The sequence below is a fragment of the Streptomyces sp. NRRL B-24484 genome (genome assembly GCF_000717715.1).
In the GTDB taxonomy this organism is placed as follows: Bacteria; Actinomycetota; Actinomycetes; order Streptomycetales; family Streptomycetaceae; genus Kitasatospora.
In genome coordinates, this window is the sequence record NZ_JOAI01000002.1 from 188,931 (window position 1) to 207,938 (window position 19,008).

The 19,008-nt window shown below is 70.5% G+C and carries 20 protein-coding genes; 5 read left to right on the top strand and 15 right to left on the bottom strand.

Going from position 1 to position 19,008, the window contains the following annotated elements:
- Positions 1-2 precede the first annotated feature (2 nt).
- The 10 genes from rpsC to IE98_RS0102985 all read right to left on the bottom strand — a co-directional run bounded on the left by rpsC (position 3) and on the right by IE98_RS0102985 (position 6,099).
- Positions 3-827, bottom strand: coding sequence for a 30S ribosomal protein S3 (gene rpsC, locus IE98_RS0102940; protein ID WP_030263494.1), 825 nt, complete (start codon positions 825-827; stop codon positions 3-5).
- On the bottom strand, positions 827-1,174 hold the full coding sequence (rplV, locus tag IE98_RS0102945; protein WP_030263499.1) for a 50S ribosomal protein L22: 348 nt from the start codon (positions 1,172-1,174) through the stop codon (positions 827-829). Before rplV ends, rpsC begins: the two co-directional genes overlap by 1 nt.
- A 66-nt stretch (positions 1,175-1,240) precedes the next feature.
- Complete coding sequence (gene rpsS / locus IE98_RS0102950; RefSeq protein ID WP_014136283.1) at positions 1,241-1,522, bottom strand: 30S ribosomal protein S19; 282 nt, start codon at positions 1,520-1,522, stop codon at positions 1,241-1,243.
- 11 nt (positions 1,523-1,533) lie between these two features.
- Positions 1,534-2,370: a 50S ribosomal protein L2 gene (rplB, locus tag IE98_RS0102955; protein ID WP_030263511.1), complete on the bottom strand. Its 837-nt coding sequence runs from the start codon at positions 2,368-2,370 to the stop codon at positions 1,534-1,536.
- A 36-nt stretch (positions 2,371-2,406) separates the two neighbouring features.
- A complete protein-coding gene (gene rplW, locus IE98_RS0102960) occupies positions 2,407-2,730 on the bottom strand; it encodes a 50S ribosomal protein L23 (protein WP_030263514.1) in 324 nt (107 codons plus the stop codon).
- The gene (gene rplD / locus IE98_RS0102965) at positions 2,730-3,407 is read right to left on the bottom strand and encodes a 50S ribosomal protein L4 (RefSeq protein ID WP_030263521.1); all 678 of its coding nucleotides are present in this window, start codon (positions 3,405-3,407) and stop codon (positions 2,730-2,732) included. Before rplD ends, rplW begins: the two co-directional genes overlap by 1 nt.
- A 5-nt stretch (positions 3,408-3,412) precedes the next feature.
- Complete coding sequence (gene rplC / locus IE98_RS0102970; RefSeq protein WP_030263524.1) at positions 3,413-4,060, bottom strand: 50S ribosomal protein L3; 648 nt, start codon at positions 4,058-4,060, stop codon at positions 3,413-3,415.
- A 14-nt stretch (positions 4,061-4,074) separates the two neighbouring features.
- On the bottom strand, positions 4,075-4,383 hold the full coding sequence (rpsJ, locus tag IE98_RS0102975) for a 30S ribosomal protein S10 (protein ID WP_012785157.1): 309 nt from the start codon (positions 4,381-4,383) through the stop codon (positions 4,075-4,077).
- Positions 4,384-4,924: 541 nt separating this feature from the next.
- Positions 4,925-5,701, bottom strand: coding sequence for a glycosyltransferase family 2 protein (locus IE98_RS0102980; protein WP_052390050.1), 777 nt, complete (start codon positions 5,699-5,701; stop codon positions 4,925-4,927).
- Positions 5,698-6,099: a DUF2304 domain-containing protein gene (locus tag IE98_RS0102985; protein ID WP_078660735.1), complete on the bottom strand. Its 402-nt coding sequence runs from the start codon at positions 6,097-6,099 to the stop codon at positions 5,698-5,700. The genes IE98_RS0102980 and IE98_RS0102985 overlap by 4 nt, the downstream gene beginning before the upstream one ends.
- A 184-nt stretch (positions 6,100-6,283) precedes the next feature.
- Here IE98_RS0102985 and IE98_RS0102990 point away from each other — a divergent pair, with 184 nt between their 5' ends.
- Positions 6,284-7,594, top strand: a complete 1,311-nt coding sequence (locus IE98_RS0102990; RefSeq protein WP_052390051.1) for an acyltransferase family protein — start codon at positions 6,284-6,286, stop codon at positions 7,592-7,594.
- A gap of 102 nt (positions 7,595-7,696) precedes the next feature.
- Here the strand turns inward: IE98_RS0102990 and IE98_RS0102995 are convergent, their stop codons facing one another.
- Both IE98_RS0102995 and rfbB read right to left on the bottom strand, forming a co-directional pair.
- A complete protein-coding gene (locus IE98_RS0102995; RefSeq protein WP_052390052.1) occupies positions 7,697-9,049 on the bottom strand; it encodes a lipopolysaccharide biosynthesis protein in 1,353 nt (450 codons plus the stop codon).
- A complete protein-coding gene (gene rfbB, locus IE98_RS0103000; RefSeq protein ID WP_030263537.1) occupies positions 9,042-10,019 on the bottom strand; it encodes a dTDP-glucose 4,6-dehydratase in 978 nt (325 codons plus the stop codon). The genes IE98_RS0102995 and rfbB overlap by 8 nt, the downstream gene beginning before the upstream one ends.
- An 83-nt stretch (positions 10,020-10,102) precedes the next feature.
- Between rfbB and rfbA the strand changes: the two genes are divergently transcribed.
- The 4 genes from rfbA (at position 10,103) to IE98_RS0103020 (ending at position 13,595) form a co-directional block, all read left to right on the top strand.
- Positions 10,103-10,978, top strand: coding sequence for a glucose-1-phosphate thymidylyltransferase RfbA (rfbA, locus tag IE98_RS0103005; protein ID WP_030263538.1), 876 nt, complete (start codon positions 10,103-10,105; stop codon positions 10,976-10,978).
- On the top strand, positions 10,975-11,574 hold the full coding sequence (gene rfbC / locus IE98_RS0103010) for a dTDP-4-dehydrorhamnose 3,5-epimerase (RefSeq protein WP_030263540.1): 600 nt from the start codon (positions 10,975-10,977) through the stop codon (positions 11,572-11,574). The genes rfbA and rfbC overlap by 4 nt, the downstream gene beginning before the upstream one ends.
- 130 nt (positions 11,575-11,704) lie before the next feature.
- Positions 11,705-12,604 carry a glycosyltransferase family 2 protein gene (locus IE98_RS0103015; RefSeq protein ID WP_030263542.1) on the top strand — a complete coding sequence of 300 codons (900 nt, stop codon included), beginning with the start codon at positions 11,705-11,707 and terminating at the stop codon, positions 12,602-12,604.
- 43 nt (positions 12,605-12,647) lie between these two features.
- A complete protein-coding gene (locus IE98_RS0103020; protein WP_030263544.1) occupies positions 12,648-13,595 on the top strand; it encodes an NAD-dependent epimerase/dehydratase family protein in 948 nt (315 codons plus the stop codon).
- 65 nt (positions 13,596-13,660) lie between these two features.
- Here IE98_RS0103020 and IE98_RS0103025 read toward each other — a convergent pair whose 3' ends face one another.
- The 3 genes from IE98_RS0103025 to tuf all read right to left on the bottom strand — a co-directional run bounded on the left by IE98_RS0103025 (position 13,661) and on the right by tuf (position 18,880).
- Positions 13,661-14,860, bottom strand: coding sequence for an acyltransferase family protein (locus IE98_RS0103025; protein WP_052390053.1), 1,200 nt, complete (start codon positions 14,858-14,860; stop codon positions 13,661-13,663).
- A gap of 488 nt (positions 14,861-15,348) precedes the next feature.
- The gene (locus tag IE98_RS0103030) at positions 15,349-17,346 is read right to left on the bottom strand and encodes a hypothetical protein (protein ID WP_030263549.1); all 1,998 of its coding nucleotides are present in this window, start codon (positions 17,344-17,346) and stop codon (positions 15,349-15,351) included.
- Positions 17,347-17,686: 340 nt separating this feature from the next.
- Positions 17,687-18,880, bottom strand: coding sequence for an elongation factor Tu (gene tuf / locus IE98_RS0103035; protein WP_030263551.1), 1,194 nt, complete (start codon positions 18,878-18,880; stop codon positions 17,687-17,689).
- Positions 18,881-19,008: the final 128 nt, after the last annotated feature.

The window sequence follows — 19,008 nt, forward strand, 5'->3', positions numbered from 1 at the left end:
GGTCAGGCCTCCGTTCCGGTGTTCTCGGCGGCGGGCGCCTCGGCGGCCGGGGCCGCGGGGGCCTCGGCAGCGGCGGGACGACGGCCGCGGCCACCGCGCTCGCCACCACGACGCTCGCCACCGCGGGCGGGACGACCGCCCTCGGGACGGGCCGGGCGGTTGCCCGAGCGGGCAGCGGCGTTCTCAGCGCGGACCTCGGCGATGTTCTTGACGTCGCCCTTGTAGATCCAGACCTTCACGCCGATGCGGCCGAAGGTGGTCTTGGCCTCGAAGAAGCCGTAGTCGACGTTCGCCCGGAGGGTGTGCAGCGGCACGCGACCCTCGCGGTAGAACTCCGAACGGCTCATCTCGGCGCCGCCGAGACGACCGGAGCACTGGACCTTGATGCCCTTGGCGCCGGACTTCATGGTGCCCTGCATCGACTTGCGCATGGCACGACGGAAGGAGACGCGGGAGGACAGCTGCTCCGCGACGCCCTGAGCCACGAGCTGGGCGTCCAGCTCGGGGTTCTTGACCTCGAGGATGTTCAGCTGGACCTGCTTGCCGGTCAGCTTCTCGAGGTCGCCGCGGATGCGGTCGGCCTCGGTGCCGCGGCGACCGATGACGATGCCGGGGCGAGCGGTGTGGATGTCCACGCGGACGCGGTCGCGGGTGCGCTCGATCTCGACCTTGGAGATGCCGGCGCGCTCCATGCCCTTCGTCATCATGCGACGAATGGCAACGTCTTCCTTGACGTAGTCCTTGTACAGCTTGTCGGCGTACCAGCGGGACTTGAAGTCCGTGCTGATGCCGAGGCGGAACCCGTGCGGGTTAACCTTCTGGCCCATTACCGGGTCCCTTCCTTGCTGCTGACGACCACGGTGATGTGGCTGGTCCGCTTGCGGATCCGGTAGGCACGGCCCTGGGCGCGCGGACGGAACCGCTTCAGGGTCGGGCCCTCGTCAACGTACGCCTCGGAGATGTAGAGGTCGTCCGTGTTGGAGTGGTTGTAGTTGTGCGCGGCGTTGGCGATGGCGCTGTCGAGCACCTTGCCGACCGGCACGGTGGCTGCCTGCGGAGCGAAACGCAGGACGGCCTGGGCCTCCGTGGCCGGAAGGCCGCGGATGAGGTCCACCACGCGGCGGGCCTTCATGGGCGTGACGCGGATGTACCGCGCCTGGGCCCTGGCTTCCATGGTTGTCCCCTTAATGGAGTAAGTCACTTAAGTCTGTCTGGCGCTGAGCTCAAGCCCGCGGAGCGACTAGCGACGCTTCGACTTGCGGTCTTCCTTCACGTGCCCCTTGAAGGTGCGCGTGGGAGCGAACTCGCCGAGCTTGTGGCCGACCATCGACTCGGTGACGAACACCGGGACGTGCTTGCGGCCATCGTGAACCGCGATCGTGTGGCCGAGCATGGCCGGGGAGATCACGGAACGACGGGACCAGGTCTTGATGACGTTCTGCGTGCCCGCCTCGTTCTGCACGTCCACCTTCTTCTGAAGGTGGTCGTCGATGAAGGGGCCCTTCTTGAGACTGCGCGGCATCTGACCTGCTCCTAGCGCTTCTTGTTGGTCTTGCGGCGGCGCACGATGAGCTTGTCCGACGCCTTGTTCGGGCGACGGGTACGGCCCTCGGGCTTGCCCCACGGCGAGACCGGGTGGCGACCACCGGAGGTCTTACCCTCACCACCACCGTGCGGGTGGTCGATCGGGTTCATGGCGACACCACGCACGGTCGGGCGGACGCCCTTCCAGCGCATACGGCCGGCCTTGCCCCAGTTGATGTTCGACTGCTCGGCGTTGCCGACCTCGCCGACGGTCGCGCGGCAGCGCGCGTCAACCAGACGGATCTCACCGGAGGGCATGCGCAGGTGCGCCATGCGGCCCTCACGGGCGAGCAGCTGGATGCCGGAACCGGCGGAGCGGGCCATCTTGGCACCGCCACCGGGACGCAGCTCCACCGCGTGGATGGTGGTACCGACCGGGATGTTGCGCAGCGGCAGGTTGTTGCCCGGCTTGATGTCGGCCCCGGGGCCGTTCTCGATCCGGTCACCCTGCGCGACGCCGCGGGGGGCGATGATGTAGCGCTTCTCGCCGTCCGCGTAGTGCAGGAGCGCGATGCGCGCGGTGCGGTTGGGGTCGTACTCGATGTGAGCGACCTTGGCCGGCACGCCGTCCTTGTCGTGACGACGGAAGTCGATCACGCGGTAGGCGCGCTTGTGACCGCCACCCTGGTGGCGGGCGGTGACACGACCGGCGTTGTTACGGCCGCCCTTGCTGTGCAGCGGGCGAACCAGCGACTTCTCCGGCGTGGACCGCGTGATTTCGACGAAGTCGGCCACGCTGGAGCCGCGGCGGCCCGGCGTAGTCGGCTTGTACTTGCGGATACCCATTTTCGTCCTCGTCCTTAACGACGATCACGTTCTCCGTCAGGCGGAGACCGGACCACCGAAGATGTCGATGCGGTTGCCCTCGGCCAGCGTCACGATGGCGCGCTTGGTGTCCTTGCGCTTGCCAAAGCCCGTCTTGGAGCGCTTGCGCTTGCCCTGACGGTTGAGCGTGTTGACGGCCTCGACCTTGACCGAGAAGACCGCCTCGACGGCCTGCTTGATCTGGGTCTTGTTGGCGTCCGGCGACACGACGAACGTGTACTTGTTCTCGTCGAGGAGCGAGTAGCTCTTCTCGGAGATGACCGGCTTGACCAGGACGTCACGGGGGTCCGTGTACGTCTTGCTCGTGATCTCGGCAGCCATCAGGCGGCGCTCCCTTCGAGCTCGCCCTCAGCAGCAACAGCCTTGGCGGACGCGACCGGACCGGCCACGAAACGCTCGAAGGCGGCCTGGGTGAAGACCACATCGTCGGAGACGAGCACGTCGTAGGTGTTCAGCTGGCCGGCGTCCAGGATGTGCACGTTCGGCAGGTTGCGAGCGGACTTGAGGCCCAGCTCGTCCTCGCGCTCGACGACCAGGAGGACGTTCTTGCGCTCGGAGATCTTGCCGAACAGGCTCTTGGCGGCCTTGGTCGACGGCGCATCGGTCGCGGTCACCGCGGTGATCACGTGGATGCGCTCGTGGCGGGCCCGGTCGGTGAGCGCACCGCGGAGCGCGGCGGCGATCATCTTCTTCGGGGTCCGCTGCGAGTAGTCGCGCGGCACGGGGCCGTGCACGACGCCACCGCCGGCGAACTGCGGCGCACGGGTCGAGCCCTGACGGGCGCGGCCGGTGCCCTTCTGGCGGTACGGCTTGCGGCCGCCACCACGGACCTCGCCGCGGCGCTTCACCTTGTGCGTGCCCTGGCGGGCAGCGGCGAGCTGCGCGACGACGACCTGGTGCATCAGCGGAACGCTGACCTTGGCGTCGAAGATCTCGGCGGGCAGCTCGATGCTGCCGGCCTTGTCGCCGGCCGGCGACAGGATGTCAATGGTGGTCATATCCTTCACAGCCCCTTCGCCGCGGTGCGGACGAGGACGAGGCCGCCGTTCGGGCCCGGGACGGCGCCCTTGATGAGCAGCAGGCCCTTCTCCGCGTCGACCGCGTGCACGGTCAGGTTCTGGGTGGTCACACGCTCGTGGCCCATCCGACCCGCCATGCGCAGGCCCTTGAACACGCGGCCCGGGGTGGCGCAGCCACCGATGGAACCGGGCGAGCGGTGCTTGCGCTGGGTGCCGTGACCGGCGCCGAGGCCCTTGAAGTTGTGACGCTTCATGACACCGGCGAAGCCCTTGCCCTTGGAGGTGCCGGTCACGTCGACCTTGACACCCGCCTCGAACAGCTCGGCGGTGATCTCCTGGCCCAGGGTGTACTCGGACGCGTCCGAGGTACGGAGCTCGACCAGGTGGCGGCGCGGGGTGACACCGGCCTTGGCGAAGTGACCCGCGAGGGGCTTGTTCACCTTGCGGGGGTCGATCTCGCCGAAGCCGATCTGGACGGCGTCGTAGCCGGCCGGGCTGTCGGCGGTGTGGACCTGGGTCACGACATTCGGCCCGGCCTTGACGACGGTCACCGGAACGATCCGGTTGTTCTCGTCCCAGACCTGGGTCATGCCGAGCTTCTCGCCCAGGATGCCCTTAATCTGCTTAGCCATCTTCGGTGCGCCTCTCAGAGCTTGATCTCGATGTCGACGCCGGCCGGCAGGTCGAGACGCATGAGCGAGTCAACCGTCTTCGGCGTGGGGTCGAGGATGTCGATCAGACGCTTGTGAGTACGCATCTCGAAGTGCTCGCGCGAGTCCTTGTACTTGTGCGGCGAGCGGATGACGCAGTACACGTTCTTCTCAGTGGGCAGCGGCACCGGGCCCGCGACCTGCGCACCAGTACGAATCACCGTCTCGACGATCTTCTTCGCCGAGGAGTCGATGACCTCGTGGTCGTAGGCCTTGAGCCGGATGCGGATCTTCTGTCCCGCCATGGCTACTCAGTAGTCCTTCTGTGGTCTGTTGCTTCTGCGACCTGACCCGTCCTGCTGGACTGGTCCGGCGGCGCCTCCGGATGGTTACCCTCTCCGACCCCCGCGGTCGGGCGTGTCGCCCTACCGCTTGCAAAAAACCAAAGAGGTCGCCCTCTTCGGTTCCCGCTCTCGATCGGTGAGGTCTTGCACCCACCAGGCGCCGGGTCGAGGCCCCGCCCACGCTTCCCGGAAGATTCCCGTACGTCCGCCCCGCAGCTGCCGCGGTGTCGCTTACACACCACTGCGCCCACACGCCCACCGCAGGAGCGGTGAACGCGAACGCATGAACGGCCATCACGGGAACGACGAGTACGTGGGACTCGCTTCCGGTCCTCCCGGCGGGAGGCGCGCAGCATCGGCACTCAACCGAGCAACTTGGACATACTGCCACACGGAGCAGCCGAAACGCCAATCGAGGGGTCCGGAGCGACCGTCGCCCGCCGATGCGCGGGGCGTCCGCGCGGGACGGCGCCGCACCGCGGGACGGCTCCGGGGCGGACGGTCAGACCCGTGCGGTGAGCTCGGCCGGCTCGTTCGCGGGGGCCGGCCGCCGGGCTATCTCGCGCAGGTCCGCGGGCATCCTGCGGATCATCGAGAGCAGCAGGACGAGACCGGCGCGCGAGAGGTAGACCATGGCCTTGACCGGCGAGGCGCTGGGGCGGCCGGTGGTCCGCTCCCGCATGGCGACCGGCACCTGGCGGACGGTGAAGCCGCAGCGCGCGGCACCGACCATGCTCTCGACCGTGTCGCCGAGGTACTCGACCGGGTACCACTTGGCGAAGAACTCGATCAGGCGGCGGTTGCAGGCGCGGAAGCCCGACGTGGTGTCGGTGAGCCGGGTGCCGGTGATCCGCGAGAGCACCACGGAGAGCAGGCCCATGGCCCACTTCCGGGGGCCGCGGACCCGGTAGTCGCCCTCGCCGTCGAAGCGCGCGCCGACGACCAGGTCGGCCTCGCCCAGCTTCTCCAGCAGGACGGGCACGTAGGCGGGGTCGTGCTGGCCGTCGGAGTCCACCTGTATCGCGACGTCGTAGCCGTGCAGGTAGGCGTACCGGTAGCCGAGGCGCATCGCGCCGCCGACGCCCAGGTTGTACGGGAGCCGGGCGACCGCCGAGCCGGCCGCGGCGGCGACGGCCGCCGTCCGGTCGGTGGAGCCGTCGTCGACGACGAGGGTGTCGACGCCCGGGAGCAGGTCCTGGATCTCCTTCAGGACGTTGGGCAGTCCCTCGGCCTCGTTCCAGGCCGGCAGGATGATGAGGACCCGGCGTCCGCCGATCATGCGCGCCCCTCGGTGTCGATCGCTTCTGCGGTCCGGGGCTCTCGCTCCACCGCGGGATAGTCGTGGTGCTCGACGAGGTAGGCGCGCAGCAGCGCGACCTCCTCGGAGAGGGTCCTGGTCTCCGCCTCCAGGCGGCTCGCCTCCCAGCTGAGGTGCAGGCAGACCAGCAGGACGAGGACGAAGCCGGCGAAGAGCACGAGGCTCACGCCGGAGGCGATCCCGAGGCGCCGGGCGGTCGAGTCCAGCAGGTGGGGCACGAAGCCCAGCGGCCCCACGACCACGCCGATGCCGAGCCATATGGCCGCGTACTTCTCCCGCAGTTGCTGGCGTCGCAGCAGCTCCAGGATGCAGACGAGCACCAGTACACCGGTGATCGACGTAATGACAGTGAGATGCACGACGGGGGGCGCCTTTCAGCCGCAGGGGCGGAGGCCATCGTAGCGGGCCGATCGAACACCCCTGCAGTGAGGTTCGGGCTCCCCCGGAGGGTCCCGGACACCGCTGCGGACGGGGTCCGGCGGCCGCGAACGAAAGGCTCTCCCGGCCGGTACGGAAGGGGAGGGCGTGGGTTAGCCTCTGCGGATGTCTCTCATCTCTCCGGCCCGGGTGCGGGGCGCCGAGCCCTCGCGCGCGGCGGGCCCGGCCTCCTCGGGCCGCCTGGGTTGGCTCGATCTGCTCCGCGGCATAGCCGCGTTGACCATCGCCATCGGTCACTACGTGCAGAACATGATGCCGGAAGCGTTCACGCGGATCGCCGCGCGCTTCGACCTCGGTTCGTTCGGCGTCTTCCTGTTCTTCCTGGTCAGCGGTTACATCATTCCCGCGTCGCTGGAACGGCGGGGCAGCGTCCGGGAGTTCTGGATCAGCCGGTTCTTCCGGATCTACCCGCTGTGCGCCGCGGTCGTCGCGGCCGGAGTCGTCGTGCAGCTGCTCGGCGCGTACACCTCGCTGCCGCCGATCATGCCGTTCCCGGCGCACCACCCCGCCGTCGCGGCCCTGGCGAACCTGACGATGCTGCACGACTTCCAGGGTGTGGGCGGCGCCGTCTTCGTCATGTGGACGCTCTCCTACGAGATGGTCTTCTACCTGCTGGTCGCGTCGCTGTTCGTGCTCGGCCTGCACCGCAGGTCGGCGGAGATCGCGATCGGCTTCTCGCTGGTCCCGGTGGTGGCGGTCAGCGCCTTCCCGGTGCTGCTCTTCTCCCGGACGCTCGACGGCACCCGCGCCGTCGTCCTCGGGTCGGCGGTGCTGATGCTGGTCGGGCTCGCCTGCATGGTGAGCGGCCGTCGTGCGCTCGCGGTCGTGGGCGCGCTGGTGCTCGGCGGCACGGCCATGGTGCTCGTCCTCACCAACAGCCGGCTGCCGGGCTGGTACAGCATGGCGGTGCTGGCCACGATGTTCGCCGGCACGGCGGTCTACCGGGCCGAGCAGCGGCAGATCGGCCGGGCGAAGGTCGTCGTCGCGGCCGTCGTCGTGATGGCCGCGCTGCTGTACGTCGGGACGTGGCACGGAGAGTCGTCGCACACCGCACCGACCTTCCAGTGGCAGTGGCTCACCGCGATGGCCGCCACCTGGGGCCTGTTCGCGGCCGGCATGGCGCTGAGGAACCGCCGGATCCCGCGGCCGTTCACCTGGCTGGGCCAGATCAGCTACTCGGTCTACCTCGTCCACGCGGTGCTGCTGTGCGTCCTGCTGTGGCTGGTCGGTCCGGCCGGGGTCGCGTCGATGTCGGTGCCGGCGAAGATCGGGCTGGGCGTCGTCTTCTGCTGCGCGGTGGCCGCGGTCAGCCACGTGACGTTCCGGCTGGTCGAGCAGCCGGCGCAGCGGCTGGGCCGGCGCCTGTCGGTCCGTCTGGTGAAGCCGGCGGCCGGACCGGCCGCGGAGCGTGCCTGACCGGAACCCCGCGGACGCGACGGCGCCGCCCGGGACGGACTGCCCGTCCCGGGCGGCGCTGTTGTGCTGTCGGAGGACGTCCGGCCGGGCGGGGCCGACGGGTCAGGGGGCCGGCAGCGGGTCGACCCGGACGGGCGACTCGGCCGCGCTATCGCCGGCCCCGGCGTCGTCGGCCCGTGCGGCGCGCTGGGAGCGGAAGAGGGACCGGAGCATGAGGGCCGCGGTGACCGCCGCCCCGGCGAGGTAGCCGAGTTCGGCGCGGGTGCCGACGTCGCCGGGGAGCAGCGTGACCGCGGCGAGCACGGCGGTGCCGACCGCCCAGGCGACGAGCTGCCGCTGGTGGCGGGAGAGCGCCATGAGGGCCTGGCCGACGACGGTCGCGACCATGTAGCAGAGGGTCCCGAGGACCAGCCAGAGGAAGTCGGCCGCGCCCAGGACGTCCTGGGCGTTGAACATCGTCCGGATGATCCACGGTCCGAGGAGGACGGCCGGCACCCCGCCGGCGAGGCACATCGCGCAGACGACGGCGACGGTGCGCACCAGCACCTTGCGGAACTCCGCGTGCCGGCCGGAGGCGGCGGCCCCCGACAGGGCGGAGACCAGGGAGGCCTGGATCGCCGCGTACGCGAAGAGCGGGACGCGGGCGATGACCACGGCGTTCAGCAGGGCCGCGACGAGCGCGGTCGAGGCGGGCGACAGCAGTTGGACGCTGACCACGGCCGCGTTGACCATGAGCTGGGCGAGCAGGGTCGAGGCGGCGAGCAGGCCGAGACCGCGGGTGAGCGCCGGCCAGGGCACGGCGGGGCCGGGTCGGCGGTCGCGCAGGGTCGAGCGCAGCCCGATCAGGGAGGCCGCCAGCGGGGAGACCACGAGGATCAGGGCGAACGCCAGCACCGAGTGCAGGCCGAGCGCCGGCAGGGCGGCCGCGAGGACGATCCGCAGGCCGCCGTCGACGGCCAGTTGGGAGCCGTAGGCCTTGAAGTTGCCGAGGCCGGCGAGGGCGCCGCGGGTGAGCGAGCTGACGGCGAGCCCGACGAGGGCGCCGCCGAGGCCGGCCACCAGGGTGAGGTCGCCGTGGAAGAGGCGGTCGGCGATCGGCCGGGCCGCCGCGGCGAGCAGCGCGAGGACGGCCACCAGCACCGCGCCGGTGAGCAGGGCCGTCCGCCGCAGGGCCCCGTGCGGGCCCTGGCCGCCGACGTTGCGGGCGGCGACCAGGCGGTTCAGTTCCAGTTCAACCGGCGAGAAGAGGCCGTACCCGACGGACATGACGACCGTCCAGAGCACGGAGACGCCGGCGAGGGAGGTGGGATCCAGCGTGTGGCCGGCCAGGGCGAGGTAGATGTACGAGGAGACGCCGAGGACGACGGTGCCGCCCAGCACCAGCCGGGTGCCGGGCGGCAGCGCGTCGAACAGTCGGGCCAGCGGGTTCGCGCGGCCGCCCGCCCGGTCAGCCACGCAGCGCGGCCTTGCTCTTCAGCGGCTCCCACCAGTCGCGGTTGTCGCGGTACCAGGCGATCGTGGCGGCGAGGCCGTCCTCGAAGCGCACCTGCGGGGTGTAGCCGAGCTCCTCGCTGATCTTGCTGATGTCGAGCGAGTAGCGCAGGTCGTGGCCCTTGCGGTCGGCCACGCGCTCGACCATGTCCCAGTCGGCCCCGGCGGCCTCCAGGAGGAGGCCGGTGAGCTCCTTGTTGGTGAGCTCGGTGCCGCCGCCGATGTTGTAGACCTCGCCGGGCCGGCCCTTGCGCATGGCGAGCTCGATGCCGCGGCAGTGGTCGGAGACGTGCAGCCAGTCGCGGATGTTGCCGCCGTTCCCGTAGAGCGGGACCTTCCTGCCGTCGAGCAGGTTGGTGGTGAACAGCGGGATGACCTTCTCGGGGAACTGGTAGTGGCCGTAGTTGTTCGAGCACCGGGTGACCACGACGTCCATGCCGTGGGTGCGGTGGTAGGCCAGCGCCAGCAGGTCCGAGCCCGCCTTCGAGGCGGAGTACGGGGAGTTGGGGGCCAGCGGCCACTCCTCCGTCCAGGAGCCCTCGGCGATCGAGCCGTACACCTCGTCGGTGGAGACGTGCACGAAGCGGCCGACGCCGTGCTTGCGGGCGGCGTCGAGCAGCACCTGCGTGCCGACGACGTTGGTCAGGACGAACGGCCCGGCACCCTCGATCGACCGGTCGACGTGCGACTCGGCGGCGAAGTGGACGACCACGTCGTGGCCAGGCATCACCTGCTCGACGACCTCGGTGTCGCAAATGTCACCCCGGACGAACCGGTAGCCGGGGTGGCCGGCGACCGGCGCGAGGTTGGCCTCGACGCCCGAGTAGGTGAGCTTGTCGAGGACGGTGACCTGGGCCGACCCGTCGGCGCCCAGCAGGGAGCGGACGAACTCGGATCCGATGAAGCCGGCGCCGCCGGTGACGAGGATGCGCATAGTAGGGCGCAGTCTACCCAGACCTGTTCGAAGACCGGCCCTGCCCCACGATCCCGCCGGGGGCCTCGCATAAGCTGCCCGTCATGCGTGGAATTCTCTTGGCGGGCGGTACCGGATCGCGCCTGTGGCCGCTGACCCGGGCGGTGTCGAAGCAGTTGCTCCCCGTGTTCGACAAGCCGATGGTCTACTACCCGCTGTCCACGTTGGTGATGGCGGGCATCAGCGAGATCCTGATCATCACGACCCCGCAGGACCAGGAGCAGTTCCAGCGCCTGCTCGGCGACGGTTCCCAGCTCGGCCTGCGCCTGGAGTACGCGGTCCAGGAGCGTCCCGAGGGGATCGCCCAGGCCTTCGTGCTCGGCGCCGACTTCATCGGGGACGAGCCGGTCGCGCTGATCCTGGGCGACAACATCTTCCACGGCAGCGGTCTGGGCACCCGGCTCGCCCAGCACACCGAGCCGGCCGGCGGGCGGGTGTTCGCCTACCCGGTGGCCGATCCGCGCGCGTACGGCGTGGTGGAGTTCGACGGCGGGGGCCAGGTCATCTCCATCGAGGAGAAGCCCGAGCACCCGAAGTCCCGGTACGCCGTGCCCGGCCTGTACTTCTACGACAACCGGGTCGTCAAGATCGCCGAGAACCTGGAGCCGAGCGCCCGGGGCGAGTTGGAGATAACGGCGGTCAACGAGGCCTACCTGCGCAACGGCGAGCTGCAGGTCACCGTGCTGGACCGCGGTACGGCCTGGCTGGACACCGGCACGTTCGTGTCGATGGTGCAGGCCTCCGAGTTCGTCCGGGTGATCGAGGAGCGCCAGGGATTCAAGATCGGCTGCATCGAGGAGGCGGTCTGGCGCGCCGGCCTGATCGACTCGGCGCAGCTGCGCGAGCTGGCCGAGCCGCTCCGCAAGAGCGGGTACGGGGAGTACCTGCTGGACCTGCTCGTCGAGGAGGGCAACCGATGAAGTTCCGCGAGCTGTCGATCGCCGGCGCGTTCGAGATGACTCCGCAGCAGCACGGCGATCCGCGCGGGCTGTTCATGGAGTGGTACCGCTTCGACCGGCTCTCCGAGGTGGTCGGCCACCCGCTGCGGCTGGCCCAGGCGAACCTCTCGGTGTCCTCCCGCGGCGTGGTGCGGGGCGTCCACTTCGCCGACGTGCCGCCCGGCCAGGCCAAGTACGTCACGTGCGTGCGCGGTGCGGTGCTCGACGTGGTGGTGGACCTGCGGGTCGGTTCGCCGACCTTCGGCCGGTGGGAGTCCGTCCGGCTGGACGACGTGGACCGCCGGGCCGTGTACATCCCGGAGGGCCTCGGCCACGGCTTCTGCGCACTGACGGACGACGCCACGCTCTCGTACGTCTGCTCCGAGACCTACAACCCGACCGGCGAGCACACCGTGCACCCGCTGGACCCGGACCTCGCCATCGACTGGGGCACCGCCGAGCCGCAGCTGTCCGCGCGCGACGAGGCCGCTCCCTCGCTGGCCGAGGCGGAGGCCTCCGGTCTGCTGCCGGACTACGAGGCCTGCCGGGCGTACACCGCCGGGCTCCGCTCGGTCTGAAGCGCCGGGCGGGTGCCGTCCCGGACGGCGCCCGCCCGAACGACCGGCACGTCGGTCATATGATGTGGCCGCCACGTCCGTGGCCGTGCTCCGTACCGGGGCAGCCGCCCCCAACCACCGGATACCCGCCATGACCACTCTGGATGTCCTGCTCCCCTACTACGGCGACGTGGCACTGATGCAGGCCGCGGTGCGCAGTGTCCTGGCGCAGACCGACCGGGACTGGCGGCTGACGGTCGTCGACGACGGGCGCGAGCCGGGCGTGCCGGAGTGGTTCGCCGCCCTCGGCGATCCGCGGGTCCGGTACATGCGCAACGAGCAGAACCTCGGCGTCACCGGCAACTACCGCAAGTGCCTCGGCCTCGCCGAGCACGAGTACCTCGTGTTCATGGGCACCGACGACATCATGCTGCCCACCTACATCGAGACGATCCGCGGCGTGCTCGCGGCCCACCCCGGCGTGGCCATGATCCAGCCGGGCGTCGAGGTCATCGGCAGCGACGGCGCGGTCAGCCGCACGCTGGTGGACGAGGCCAAGCGGCGGCTGTACGCGCCGCGGACCCGCGGCCTGGAGCTGATGGGCGGCGAGGAGCTCGCCGTCAGCCTGCTGCGCGGGAACTGGCTGTACTTCCCGTCGATCTGCTGGCGCACCGACGCCGTCCGCTCGATGGGCTTCCGCGACAACCTGGAGATCATCCAGGACCTCGCGCTGATCGTCGACCTGCTCCAGGCCGGCGAGCGGATGGCGGTCAGCGACACGCTGTGCTTCCAGTACCGCCGGCACACGGTCAGCATCTCCTCGAAGTCCGCCTTCAGCGGCACGCGGTTCACCGAGGCCCGCCGTTACTTCCTCGACGTCGCCGACCGGCTGGACGCGCACGGCTGGCCGCGGGCCGCGAAGGCCGCGCGCAGCCACATCTCCGCCAGGATCCACGCCCTCACGCTGGTACCGGGTGCCGTGCGCAACCGCCAGTGGGACGGTGCCCGGACCCTGCTGCGGAACGCCTCCGCCACCAGCCGGGTCCGCTGACCCCTCGGCACCCGGTCCCCCTCTCCTCAAGGAGCGCTCCGCCATGAGCACCCCGCACACCCCGCCGCGCGTCGCCGTCCTCGGCGGCACCGGGTTCATAGGCCGGGCCGTCACCGCACGGTTCGAGGCGACGGGGAGCGAGGTCCTCACGCTGGCCCGCAAGCCCTCCGCCGTGCCGGTGGCCGGCCGCTTCGTCCCCTTCGACCTGACGGCGTCCCCCGCGTCCGAGCTGGCCGCGCTGCTGGAGCGCGAGCGCGTCGACGTCGTCGTGAACGCGGCCGGCGGCATGTGGGGGCTCGACGACGAGCAGATGCACGTCGCCAACGTCGTCCTGGTGGACCGGCTCGTCGAGGCGATCGGCTCGACGGCCGCCCCGGCCCGGCTGGTGCACCTCGGCACCGTCCACGAGTACGGCCTGGTGCCGGTCGGCACCAGCCAGCACGAGGACGACGTCCCGGCCCCGGTGATGGCCTACGGCCGGCTGAAGCTCGCGGCGACCGAGCGGGTCGTCGACGCGGTCGGTCGCGAGGGCCTCGACGCCGTCGTGCTCCGCCTCGGGAACGTGACCGGCGCCGGCCAGCCCGGGCACAGCCTGCTCGGGGTGATGGGTGCCAAGCTCGCCGCGGCCCACGCCGCGGGCACGGTGGCCGAGCTGTCGCTGCAGCCGCTCACCGCCCAGCGCGACTTCGTGGACCTGGACGACACGGTGGACGCCGTGGTGGCCGCCGCGGCCACCAGGACGCCCCGTACCGTGCTGAACATCGGGACGGGCGCGGCAGCCCCGGCGCGGCAGCTGGTCGACCTCCTGATCGAGGTGAGCGGCGTCCCCGTCGCGGTGACCGAGGTGCCGGCCCCGGACGGCACCGGCCCCGAACGGGAGTGGCAGCAGCTGGACGTGGCCGCGGCGGCGGCGGAGCTCGGCTGGACCCCGCGGCGGAGCCTGCGGGACTCCGTCGAGTCGCTCTGGCACGCGCAGCTGAAGACGGTCTGACCGCATCCGGTCGCAACGGTGCCCCGGCAGTCCCTGCGGACTGCCGGGGCACCGTCGTACGGACGTCAGCCCTGCGGGGCGGCGGGGGTGTCGGAGGCCGCGCGCAGCCTCGTCATGGAGTGCTGCAGCCCCTTCTTGAGCCGGCCCGCGAGGGGCCGCTCGACGAACCGGTGGATCAGCCACGCCGTCGTCAGCACGGTCACCAGGGCGACCAGCAGGGCGGACCGGACGCCGAGGCCGTGCTTCAGCGACCAGTGGATGATCGTCCAGCCGATCTCCTGGTGGATCAGGTACAGCGGGTAGGTCAACGCGCCAGCCACGGTGAGCCACCGCCAGCGCACCCAGTCCAGCGCGCCCAGCGCGGCCGCCAGCACCAGCGCGAACGCGGCCGTCATGAGGACGGCCGTCACCGACCAGGACAGCGGGTGGCCGAGGGCCTCGACGTAGACCGCCCTGATCGCGGGGATGCGGACCAGCGCGAGCAGCCAGGAGAATCCGACGATGCCCCACAGCAGCAGGTCCTGGCCGAAGCGGTACATCAGGAACATCGCCATGCCGGCGATGAAGAGCGGGGACTCCTGGGGCATCGCCACGGTGTCGAGCAGCTGGTTGTCGACCTGACCGGCGACCACCGCCACGATCGTCCAGATGCCGCAGAAGGCCACGACCTTGCGGTAGGTCAGCCCCATCGCCACCACGACGGCGAAGAGCAGGTAGAACCTCATCTCGACCCAGAGGGTCCAGTAGACGCCGTCCACCGGGCGCAGGCCCAGCGGGGACTGGAGCATCGTCAGGTTGCCGAGCACCGTCCGCAGGGTGAGCCCGCTGCCGGCGCGCCTGCGGGCCAGGTGCGGCAGGAGGAGGATCACGCTGCTGGTGAGCACCACGCCCGCCCAGTAGGCCGGGTAGAGCCGCACCACCCGGGACGAGAAGAACTCACCGGGCCGCTTGCCCCAGCAGCTCATGCAGATCACGAAGCCGCTGATGACGAAGAAGAGCTCGACGCCCATCCAGCCGTAGGCGGCGGCCCGGTTGACCAGGGGGATGACCTCGCGCGGCGTGACTCCCTGCCAGATGCCGGAGATCCCGACGTACGCGGTCCAGTGGAACGAGAGCACGCTCAGGGCCGCGAAGAGCCGCATCCCGTCCAGCGCGTAGAGCCTGCTGGCGCGGACGGCGGGACGGGGTGCCGGGCTTTCCGTCCCCTCCTTCGGTGCTGAGCGGGGACCGAACCGGCTCGGCTTCAGAGCGAGGGCAGCGGGCATGGTGAAGACTTTCGGAGAGGCAGCCTGGATCGACGACCGCCCGCGGGGTGATGACGGCGAGCGCCGACCTGACTCTACAGACAATCCAATCGGCCTCCACAGACAGGGCGGTCCCGTGCGGGGACTGGCCGGAGGCCGGCACCCGCGCCCCCGGCACCGCACGGGCCGGGCCACCCGCGCGGGGTTGTGGAGACGGATTCGGTCGACACCCGTCGCAACCTGCGGCGCGGCCGGACAGCGAAGGATTCGGAGTGATCGGTTCCGCGCTGCAGTGATCGTCGGCGCCCCGGACGCGGCCCTGTGAAGGAAATCGGGTGAACCGATGGTGTGAGGACGGTCACGAGCGCCGGGGCTGGAATCTGGCGCCACCGCGGGCCCGGGGGGCGTCGGCGGCCGACAGCAGGACCGTCACCGGTGCCGCCCCCGCCGCATCCGGACGGTGCCGACCGCTGCGGTCGGCACCGTCCGTGCCCGGGACCGGCGTCCCGTCAGCCCAGCGGGGCGTAGAGCACCGTGGCCCGCACGTCGGCAGCGGCGAGGTCCCGGCGCAGACGCGTGCTCGCGGCCTCGTCGCCGACCAGGATGGTCGGCGTGCTCGGGCAGTCGGCCACGACCTTCTTCAGGTTCTCCAGGGAGTCCCGGTAGGACTGCTCGCGCTCGGCGGCCTTCGCGGGAGTGTCCTCCTCCGGGTGCTCCGCCCGGAGCGAGCCCCCGATCTGCACCTTCAGGAGGTTCGCGTACGCCGGCATCACGTGGGAGTCGTGGAGCAGGCTCTCGGCGAAGAACGACGTGCGCCAGTTCGCGTAGGCGTTGTTGGAGTACAGGGTGATGACCGGTGCCTGGACGCGGTGGATGTCGCGCTCGGCGAAGACGGCCGGGCCGGGGCCGATCGTGCCGCTCATCTTGCCCTTGGCCCAGTTGAGCAGATCGCTCTTCTGGAAGCCGGAGGTCTGACCCTCGGCCGCGGGCGCCCCCCACTGGACGCCGCCGAACAGGCTCAGCGCCGCCACCACGGCGGTCACGGACATCAGGGCCTCGCTGCCCAGCCCGAACCGGCGGGCGGAGCGCCCGGCCACCGGGCGGAAGAGCAGGGCGATCGAGCCGACCGAGATCAGCGCGAGGCACAGGCCGGCGGTGACCATCTTCTCGAAGTAGTAGGACGGCGCCCCGATGGTCAGCTTCTGCCAGGCGCCGAAGAGGCCGATCACCAGTCCGCTGCCCAGGACGACCGCGAGGACCATCTGCACCGCGCCGACCCTGCGGTTGCGCGCGTACAGGGCGGCCACCACGACGAGTGCGCCGAGGCCGATGATCGTGGAGCGGTCCAGCGGGATCTTCGCGCCGCCGGCCATCGCCTGGTTGCCCACGTCGAAGTGCGACAGCACGGTGACGGCGCTGGGGATCACCGCGATCGCGCCGCCGAGGATCTGGACGGCGTACAGGAACCTCCGCGACTTCCGCTGCCGGCGGCGGTGCACGATCGCGCCGGCGATCAGGAAGAGGCCGACGAATCCGGCGTAGGGGTTGTAGCAGTAGGCGACGGTGACGAGGCCGGCCACCGACACCAGGGCGTACTCGGCGGTGCCCATGGCCGGGCGGATGACCAGCGCCGCGATCAGCACCAGGAAGAGGAGGCCGATGATCTCCGAGTCGAAGCCGGCGGGGATCAGCCAGGCGAGGGTGCTGGTCACCAGGAACGCCGCCACGCTGCCGCACACCGCGGCGGCGCGCCAGCCCCGCAGCCGCGGGCCGCCCACCCAGCGGGCGGCCCAGACCAGGGCCATGCAGAGCAGGACGTAGGACAGCAGGATGTAGGTGAAGTAGCGGCTGTACGCCTCGGCGGGCGAGCCGAGTTCGACCGACGACCGGCGGAAGACGTCGATCCACGTCCACAGGAAGTGCGAGCCCTGCGGATACGCCACCTCGGTGGGCGGGGAGAGCGACGGGCGCGCCTGCGACTGGTTGATGAACGCGTAGCCGCCCACCCGGTGGAGCGTGTCGAAAATCGAGAAATGGGCGATTCGGTCCTCGGCCGTGAGGATTTCCGAAAGGCGCTCGAATGCCGACTTCCCGGCCACCGGACGGTGGACGTAATGCCACATCACGGCACCCGCGCCGAGGATCACCAGGTCGGTCGGCCGGCCCCTCAGGGGAAGCGACGGGCGCCGCCGCCCGAGCACGGTCGCCAGGGACACCGCGGTCAGCAGCACCCCGGCCGCCGGTACCGGGTGGAGACCCCAGGGCGAGAAGGAGGCCACCAGGCCGAGCGTCATCAGCGACCCGGCGAACAGCAGTCCGGCGACGACGAGCCGGTCGAGCAGTCCGCCGCCGACCCTGAGGACGGAGGCGATGGCCAGGACGATCACCGGCAGCAGCACGACGTCCAGCCGGACGGCGTGGAGGAGCACGGGAAGCAACCACGAGGCGGCCAGCAGTCCGGCCGGCAGTCCCCAGCGGATCGACCTGCGCGGCTGCTCGGGGCTCACCGGGTTCGGTCCGCCCGACCTCTCCCTCGGCTCCGCGAGCTGAGCAGTCATTCCTTCCGCTTCCCCTCTTCAGGTCGGACACGTGGGCCCGCACCCTGCGGACCGGGAACGCGCGGGACCGACCCGGAGCTCTGCACGGGTCGTCCTCGCGCGAATGCGGTCCCCTCGCCGCACGGCGACCCGCACGATATTGGGCTGATCACACAATGCGGGATTCCGGGGCAACAGAGTACGCGATGCCTCCGGAGACACGAAAACCCCGTACCTTCCTCCGGAGACGAAGGTACGGGGTTCAGCTCGTGGAGCTATGCCTGCCTACGGCAGACCAGGGGTCGGATCGTCACTTGACGATCTTGGTGACCTGGCCGGCGCCGACGGTGCGGCCACCCTCACGGATGGCGAACTTGAGGCCCTCCTCCATGGCGACGGGCTGGATCAGCGCGACGGTCATGGCGGTGTTGTCGCCCGGCATGACCATCTCGGTGCCCTCGGGGAGGGTCACGACGCCGGTCACGTCCGTGGTACGGAAGTAGAACTGCGGGCGGTAGTTGTTGAAGAACGGGGTGTGACGGCCACCCTCGTCCTTCGACAGGATGTAGGCCTGGGCCTCGAAGTCGGTGTGCGGCGTGACCGAACCCGGCTTGATGATGACCTGGCCGCGCTCGACGTCCTCGCGCTTGATGCCACGGAGGAGCAGACCGACGTTCTCACCGGCCTGGCCCTCGTCGAGCAGCTTGCGGAACATCTCGATACCGGTGACCGTGGTGGTGGTCTTGGTGGTCTTGATGCCGATGATGTCGACGGTCTCGTTGACCTTGAGGACACCGCGCTCGATGCGGCCGGTGACGACGGTGCCACGACCGGTGATCGTGAAGACGTCCTCGATCGGCATCAGGAACGGCAGCTCGGTGGCACGGGCCGGGGTCGGGATCGACTCGTCGACGGCGTGCATGAGGCCGAGGAGCTTCTCGCCCCACTCCTTGTCGCCCTCGAGCGCCTTGAGCGCCGAGACGCGCACGACCGGCAGGTCGTCGCCCGGGAACTCGTACTCGGAGAGGAGCTCACGGACCTCGAGCTCGACGAGCTCCAGGATCTCCTCGTCGTCCACCATGTCGGCCTTGTTCAGGGCGACGACGATGTAGGGGACGCCGACCTGGCGGGCCAGGAGGACGTGCTCCTTGGTCTGCGGCATCGGGCCGTCGGTGGCGGCGACGACGAGGATCGCACCGTCCATCTGGGCCGCACCGGTGATCATGTTCTTGATGTAGTCAGCGTGACCCGGGCAGTCAACGTGGGCGTAGTGACGCGCCTCGGTCTGGTACTCGACGTGCGCGATCGAGATGGTGATACCGCGCTGCCGCTCCTCCGGCGCCTTGTCGATCTGGTCGAACGGCGTGAAGGGGTTGATGTCCGGGTACGCGTCGTGCAGCACCTTGGTGATCGCCGCGGTCAGCGTGGTCTTACCGTGGTCGATGTGACCGATGGTGCCGATGTTGACGTGGGGCTTCGTCCGCTCGAACTTCGCCTTCGCCACTGCAGTCCTCCTGAGGACAGTTCTGTACGCCGTACGACGTCAGTTGGTCTTTGATCGGGATTGGGAACGGGGCGCTGGTAGCGCTCCATGCCGTCCCGCGGGGTGGGGTGCCGGGAGGGCCCGGGGGA